Below are 6,600 nucleotides of genomic sequence, written 5' to 3'. Positions count from 1 at the left end.
CAATGGCGAATCCCATAAACACTGCGGCTGTCCGCAACTGTCCATTGGCTGCCATCGTCTTTGCGTGTGCGTCGTACGGACATCGAAGTCCCCTATAAAGAAGTCATAGAGCGCCACCCCGGTCCGGGGCTGGCGCAGTCTAAAGAATGAAAATGACGATTAGCCTGCAACGAGGCGATAGACCTCGTTTGCAACGCTGAGTTTAGAAACCGGTCATGAACAGGCTCTGTGAAAACCATGGCGACGACGGCAACCCTGAACGTTCGGGGCTGCATCAAGTCGGGGGTGGTCTTCACAGAGGCTGCTAGCCGCCGGACTTCTTCGCCTTGAAACCGTGCTTGACCAGCTCTGCCAAGAGTAGCTCGACATGATCACCCTGGATCTCGATGACGCCGTCTTTCAACGCGCCACCTGTGCCACAACGTTTCTTCAACGTGGTCGCCAGTTCCTTGAGCGCGTCCTCGGCCAACGGCACGCCGGTGATGGTCGTCACCGTCTTGCCACCACGGCCCTTGCTTTCGCGGCGCACGCGAGCGATGCCGTCGCCGGCAGGGATAACGGTTTGTTTGCAGATGCAGGCTGCCACCGGCTGGCTACAGTCCGGGCAATGTCGACCTGCGTCGGTGGAAAACACCAGGCCACCAAGGGCGGCGAAGGATGCGGCTTTTTTGGCCACCGGCAATCCTCTCGGGAGGACCAAAGACTGGTCGAAGCACATGGCCTGTGCCATCGACCGCGAAGCCCCACTCAGGCAGGGGCAGCGCTACTGGGCCGGTACACTTTGTAGGAGTGAGCTTGCTCGCGATGGACGTCAGCGATAACGCGTGCTTTCAGATAGCACCCATCATCCTTGCGTTCTTCGCGAGCAAGCTCGCTCCTACAAAAGCAAGCCGGCTCAGCTTGAAAAAGGTCGCGCAGTGTAACGGCAAAAAGCCGACTTGCTAAGAGCCAAACCGCGTCAATTTATGCAACTTTAACGACGTCGCGCCAGATAGCGTTGCAAGGCCGCCAGGGAGTCCGGGCAATAGGGCTTTTCGGTGATTTCGCGCATCACTTGGTCAATCGTGATGAAGCGCGCTTCCAGCACCTCTTCCGGCTGCAGGCGCAGGGGCCCGTCCCAGACCGCGGAAAAAGCCGAACACCAGAGGCGGTTGTCCGGATCCTCGAAAAAGAAATGGTCGTGGGCGGTCAACTCTACCCCGCTCACCCCCAGCTCCTCCTCCAGCTCGCGGGCCGCCGACTCGGCGTAACTCTCGGTAGCCTGCACCATCCCGCCGGCGGCCACGTCCCAGTAACCGGGGTAGATGGCCTTGCTCAGGGTGCGCCGGTGCACACACAGCTCGCCGGCGGAGTTGAACAGCAGGATATAGGTGCCGCGCCCGATCAGGCCGCGCTCGCGCAGCTCCGAACGGGCGATCGCGCCGAGCAGTTGGTCTTCGCCATCGACCCAGGCGATTTGTTCGGCATCGGAGGCCGCGCGGTGCGCGGCTTCATTGGAAGTGGCCACCATGAATCAACCCTGATTGAGCAACTGACGCAAATCGATGACCGCGGCGTTGGCCCGGGAAATATAGTTGGCCATGACCAGCGAGTGGTTGGCCAGCACGCCGAAACCGCTGCCGTTGAGGATCATCGGGCTCCACACCGGCTCCTGGGACGCTTCCAGCTCGCGGATGATTTGGCGCACGCTGACCGTGGCGTTCTTCTTGGCCAGCACGTCGGCGAAGTCGACCTCGATGGCGCGCAGCAGATGAGACAAGGCCCAGGCCTGGCCGCGGGCTTCGTAGAACACGTTGTCGATCTGCATCCACGGCGTTTCCACCACTTCTTCATCGACCTGCGGCGACTCGCCCGGCGCCGGGGTTTCGGTTTTCAGCGCGGTATTGAGCTTGACCCGGCCGACGCTGGCCGACAGGCGCTGGGACAACGAGCCCAGGCGGGTACCGACGTCGCCGAGCCAGTTGTTCAGGTTGTCGGCGCGGGCGTAGAACAGCGCGCTCTTCTGGTTCGGGTCGGACAGGCGCGCCTGGTAGCGGCTCAGGGAGTTGATGCCTTCCTGGTATTCAGACTCGCTGGACGGCAGCACCCAGCTCTTGTTGTCGAAGTTGAAGCGCGGTTCGGCCTTGGCCAGGTCGGCGTCTTCGGCGGACTGCGACTGGGAACGGGCGAAGTCCTTGCGCAAGGCGCGAGTCAGGTCGCGAACCTGCACCAGCACGCCGTATTCCCAGCTCGGCATGTTGTCCATCCACAGGCCCGGCGGGAAACGGTCGTTGGAGATATAGCCGCCCGGCTTGTTCAGCAGGGTGCCGGCCACGGTCTTGAGGGTTTCCACCGTGGTGTAGCCCACGACCATCTGCTTGCCTTCCTTCTCGGCGGCGATCTGCGCGTTTTGCTGGACCGGGAACAGCGCCGGCTCCTGGCTCCAGTACCAACCCAGGGCTCCAGCCACCAGCAGATACAACGCCAGCAGGGTACCCAGGGCACGGCTGAACAGCAGGCCGCCAAAGTAACTGCGGGTCGCCGACTTGGGTTCGGCGGCGCGATCCGGCGCGCGGTCTGCGCGGTTCTTCCAGTCCAGCATGGCTATATCCTTTCGATCACTTGGGTTCATCGGTTCGACCACAACCCGCCGCCATCGTGCCTCGGGCCAGGCGGATTAACGAGCTGTCCGCCCCACGGGCGCCACAGGCTGGCTGCACATCGAACGGCCACTATAAATGAAGCACAGTCTAGAGCCTATGCGACCAGTCGGTCGGGAACTGAATAAGGTCGCCTGGAAGATTGTTGACGTACGACACTCGTACATTTCATAAGAGGTGCTAGCATAGAGCCACCAGTCGATCTCAGCATGCACCCTAACTAGTAGTCAGGATATGACCGAGCCAGAAGACCCCAGCCGTGAGCGCCTCAAGCACCACTTTGCCCAGCGGGTCATTCATCAGGCCCGGCAGATCCTCGAGATCTGGCAGCGCTTGCAGCGCAGCGAATGGTCAACCGCCGACATGTCCGAACTCAGTGAGGCCAACCTGCGCCTGCTGCGTTTCGCCGAACGCTTCGAGCAACCCGAACATACCCAACTGGCCCGCAGCATCAGCGATTCGCTGAGCGCCGTGGACGCCAACCGCGGGCGCCTGAGCAGCGGCCTGATCACCGACCTCAACCGCCTGATGCAACGCCTGTCGCGCACCGGCCTGCGTCACGGCGACCAGCTGGAACAGACCTTCCTGCCGCCCCTGCGCAAGCCGATCTACGTGATGCTGCAAGATCACGATCGCGGCGAACGCCTGGCCAAGCAGCTGGAGTTCTTCGGCCTCAGTGCCCTGGCCCTGGACAGCATCGCCGCGTTCCGCTCCTCGATGGTCGAGCGCCTGCCCGCGGCGATCGTCATCGACGTCGATTTCTGCGGCAACGGCATGGGCCTGCGACTGGCCGCCGAAGCCCAGGAAGGCCTGGAGCAGAAACTGCCCTTGCTGTTCTTCAGCCTCCATGAAACCGACACCCCGACCCGCCTGGCCGCCGTGCGCGCTGGCGGCCAGGAGTTCCTCACCGGCACCCTGGAAGCCTCCAGCCTGCTGGAAAAAATCGAGATCCTGACCTGCGTCGCCCAGTACGAGCCTTATAAAGTGCTGATCATCGACGACTCCCGCGCCCAGGCCCTGCACACCGAACGCCTGCTCAACAGCGCCGGGATCATCACCCGCACCCTGATCGAGCCGATCCAGGCCATGGCCGAGCTCGCCGACTTCCAGCCGGACCTGATCATCCTCGACATGTATATGCCGGCCTGCACCGGCACCGAACTGGCCAAGGTGATCCGGCACAACGATCGTTATGTCAGCGTGCCGATCATCTACCTGTCGGCCGAAGATGACCTGGACAAGCAGCTGGACGCCATGAGCGAAGGCGGCGACGACTTCCTGACCAAACCGATCAAGCCACGCCACCTGATCACCACCGTGCGCAACCGGGCAGCGCGGGCGCGCAACCTCAAGGCGCGCATGGTCCGCGACAGCCTGACCGGGCTGTACAACCACACCCATATCCTGCAATTGCTCGAAGACTGCAGCTTTCGCGCGCGCCGCGAGAACAAGCCGCTGAGCTTCGCCATGCTCGACATCGACCACTTCAAGCGGGTCAACGACAGCCACGGCCACCCCATGGGCGACCGGGTGATCAAGAGCCTGGCGCTGTTTCTCAAGCAACGCCTGCGCAAGACCGACTTCATCGGCCGCTACGGCGGCGAGGAATTCGCCATTGTCATGCCCGACACCGACCTGGAATCGGCCTGTAAGGTGCTCGACGAAATCCGCCAGCGCTTTGCCGAAATCCACTACCCGGCCCAGCCGCATGACCTGTGGTGCACCTTCAGCGCCGGCGTGGTCGAACTGCGGGAAGACTCCGACAGCCTGATGATGGCCAGCCAGGCCGACGAAGCGCTTTACCGCGCCAAGGACGGCGGGCGTAACCGAGTCCAGGCGGCGCGCCATCAAAGCGCCACTTTTTCATCGGACCCCACCGATTCGGTCATAACCTTGTAATACAAACGCAATAAATTCAGGCGCTTACCATTCAAGTCGTTGGTAGACGCGATGCGCCTGAAGCTGCTGACCAATCTCAATACCCTGCTATTAGTTGCCGTGTGCCTGGCCTTGGGGGCGACGCTCTGGTGGTCGCAACGCGCCCTCGAACGCCCTTATCTATTGATGGAGCGCTACCTGGGCCTGTCCCAGCAGTTCCAGAACCAGGTGGCGCGCAACATCGATGACTATCTGGCCAGCGGCGACGCCCTGCGCCTGAGCAGCGCCAGCCAGGCCATCGAAACCCAGCAGGCCCAGCTCGGCGAATTGCCTGCGGAGCTGGCGCAAAGCCTGCGCCCGAGCCTGTCGGGCCTGGACGAGTTCAGCAAGACCGACCTGCTGGCCGCCGGCAAACTGGCCGGCGACCCGCAAGCCCTGCTGCTGCAAGCCGAGCGCGAGCTGGGCGCCAGCCTCGAACAACTGAGCCAGTACGCCACCGGCGCCGCCGGCAACCCGAATGCCGCGGCGTATCTGCCGTTGCTGCTGGGCGCCTCCCAGCACCTGGGCAAGCTGTCCCTGGCACGCGACAAGCTGGTGAGCAGCGGCCGCAGCGAACTGGCCGCCGATGTCGAGCGCGAAGTGGCCAACATGCGCGCCCAGGCCGAGCAGTTGGAAGCCCTGCCGCTCTTGGGCGTCGCCGCCAGCAACGCCTCGAATACCGACGACTTCGCCGCCATGATGGGCCTGGAAAACAGCGAAAAAACCACCGCCGAAGACGCCGGCATCGGCCTCAAGCGCGAGCTCAACAGCCTGCTCGGACGCTACCCCGCCGAGCTGAACCGCACCCGCGAACAGATCCAGAAACGCGCCGACCTCGGCACCGCCACCCACCTGAAAATCGCCGCCGTGCAGCAAGCCATCGCCGAACTGGAACCAACGGTGCGCGCCCAGCACGGGCAGATCCAGGGCGAAGTGCGGCTGATGCAGGGGCTGATGATCGGCCTGATCCTGCTGATCGCCTTGGTCATCGACACCCTGCAGCGCAGGCTGGCGCGGGTCTTGACCAACCTGGCACCGGCCCTGTCGACCTGGGCCGAGGGCGACTTCGGCCGCGACATTCAGTTGGGCCGGACCAACCGCGAACTGCATGACATCGAAGAGTCCCTGAACCGCCTGCGCGCCTACCTGGTGGACCTGGTGGGCACCATCCGGCAGAACGCCGAACAGGTCGCCGGCAGCAGCCGCGCCCTGGCCGACTTGAGCAGCGGCCTGCACAGCGGCGCCGAGCGCCAGGCCGGCGACACCGCGCAGATCCGCGATGCCCTCGGCGAGTTGGAGGCGACCATCCAGCAGGTCACCGGCGACGCCAGCCAGGCCGCCGACGCCAGCCGCAGCGCCGGGCTGGCGGTGCAACAGGGGCAGAAAGTAATCGGCCAGAGCCTGACCGGGCTGCACGCCCTGGTCGGCGAAGTGCAGGGCAACGCGCAGATGATCGAACAACTGGCCGAGGAATCGGCAACCATCGGCGGCGTGCTGACGGTGATCCGTTCGATTGCCGACCAGACCAACCTGCTGGCCCTGAACGCCGCCATCGAAGCCGCGCGAGCCGGCGAAATGGGCCGCGGTTTTGCCGTGGTCGCCGAAGAAGTCCGCTCCCTGGCCCAGCGCACCGCTGGCGCCACCGCCGAGATCCAGACCCTGATCGCCGGCCTGCAAAGCGCCGCGCGGCAATCGGTGGAGGGCATGCGCGCCCAGGTCGAACATGCCGAAGCCACCGCCGGCCAGGCCCAGGCCGCCGACGGCGCGCTGGATGAGATCGTCGGGGCGATCCGGACCATTTCCGACACCGCCATCCGCATCGCCGATGTCACCGCCCAGCAAAGCGGCGCGGTCAGCGAAATCCGCGACCACAGCGAACGCATCCATCAACTGGGCGGGGACAACCTGCAACGCATCGGCGAAGGCCGCGAACAAGGCGAGAACCTGCTGAGCCTCGGCGGCCAGTTGCACACCGCGGTCCAGGCCTTCCGCGTATAACCATCGCCCGACCCCGCCCCCAGGCTCGCTGGTCGCCACCGCCGGC

The 6,600-nt window shown here is 64.2% G+C and carries 6 protein-coding genes; 2 read left to right on the top strand and 4 right to left on the bottom strand.

Annotation, left to right across the window (positions count from 1 at the left end; genetic code table 11):
- From BTN82_RS31770 to BTN82_RS02940, 4 genes are all read right to left on the bottom strand, one after another.
- A partial coding sequence (locus BTN82_RS31770; protein WP_410002781.1) for a hypothetical protein occupies positions 1-83 on the bottom strand: 83 nt, incomplete at its 3' end.
- A gap of 221 nt (positions 84-304) precedes the next feature.
- Entirely contained in the window at positions 305-676 is a 372-nt protein-coding gene (locus BTN82_RS02950; protein WP_015634001.1) for a translation initiation factor Sui1, read from the bottom strand.
- 297 nt (positions 677-973) lie between these two features.
- Positions 974-1,510 carry an NUDIX hydrolase gene (locus tag BTN82_RS02945; RefSeq protein ID WP_075117689.1) on the bottom strand — a complete coding sequence of 179 codons (537 nt, stop codon included), beginning with the start codon at positions 1,508-1,510 and terminating at the stop codon, positions 974-976.
- Between the two features lie 3 nt (positions 1,511-1,513).
- Complete coding sequence (locus BTN82_RS02940; protein WP_075117688.1) at positions 1,514-2,581, bottom strand: DUF2333 family protein; 1,068 nt, start codon at positions 2,579-2,581, stop codon at positions 1,514-1,516.
- 292 nt (positions 2,582-2,873) lie between these two features.
- Between BTN82_RS02940 and BTN82_RS02935 the strand changes: the two genes are divergently transcribed.
- Together BTN82_RS02935 and BTN82_RS02930 are read left to right on the top strand one after the other, a co-directional pair.
- Complete coding sequence (locus BTN82_RS02935) at positions 2,874-4,538, top strand: PleD family two-component system response regulator (protein WP_075117687.1); 1,665 nt, start codon at positions 2,874-2,876, stop codon at positions 4,536-4,538.
- A 51-nt stretch (positions 4,539-4,589) separates the two neighbouring features.
- Positions 4,590-6,554, top strand: coding sequence for a methyl-accepting chemotaxis protein (locus BTN82_RS02930; protein WP_075117686.1), 1,965 nt, complete (start codon positions 4,590-4,592; stop codon positions 6,552-6,554).
- The last annotated feature ends 46 nt before the right edge of the window (positions 6,555-6,600 follow it).

This window comes from Pseudomonas chlororaphis (genome assembly GCF_001921865.1).
Classification (GTDB): domain Bacteria; phylum Pseudomonadota; class Gammaproteobacteria; order Pseudomonadales; family Pseudomonadaceae; genus Aquipseudomonas; species Aquipseudomonas chlororaphis_D.
The sequence above is the reverse complement of the archived record's forward strand: the minus strand, read 5'-3'. Positions and strand labels throughout refer to the sequence as shown.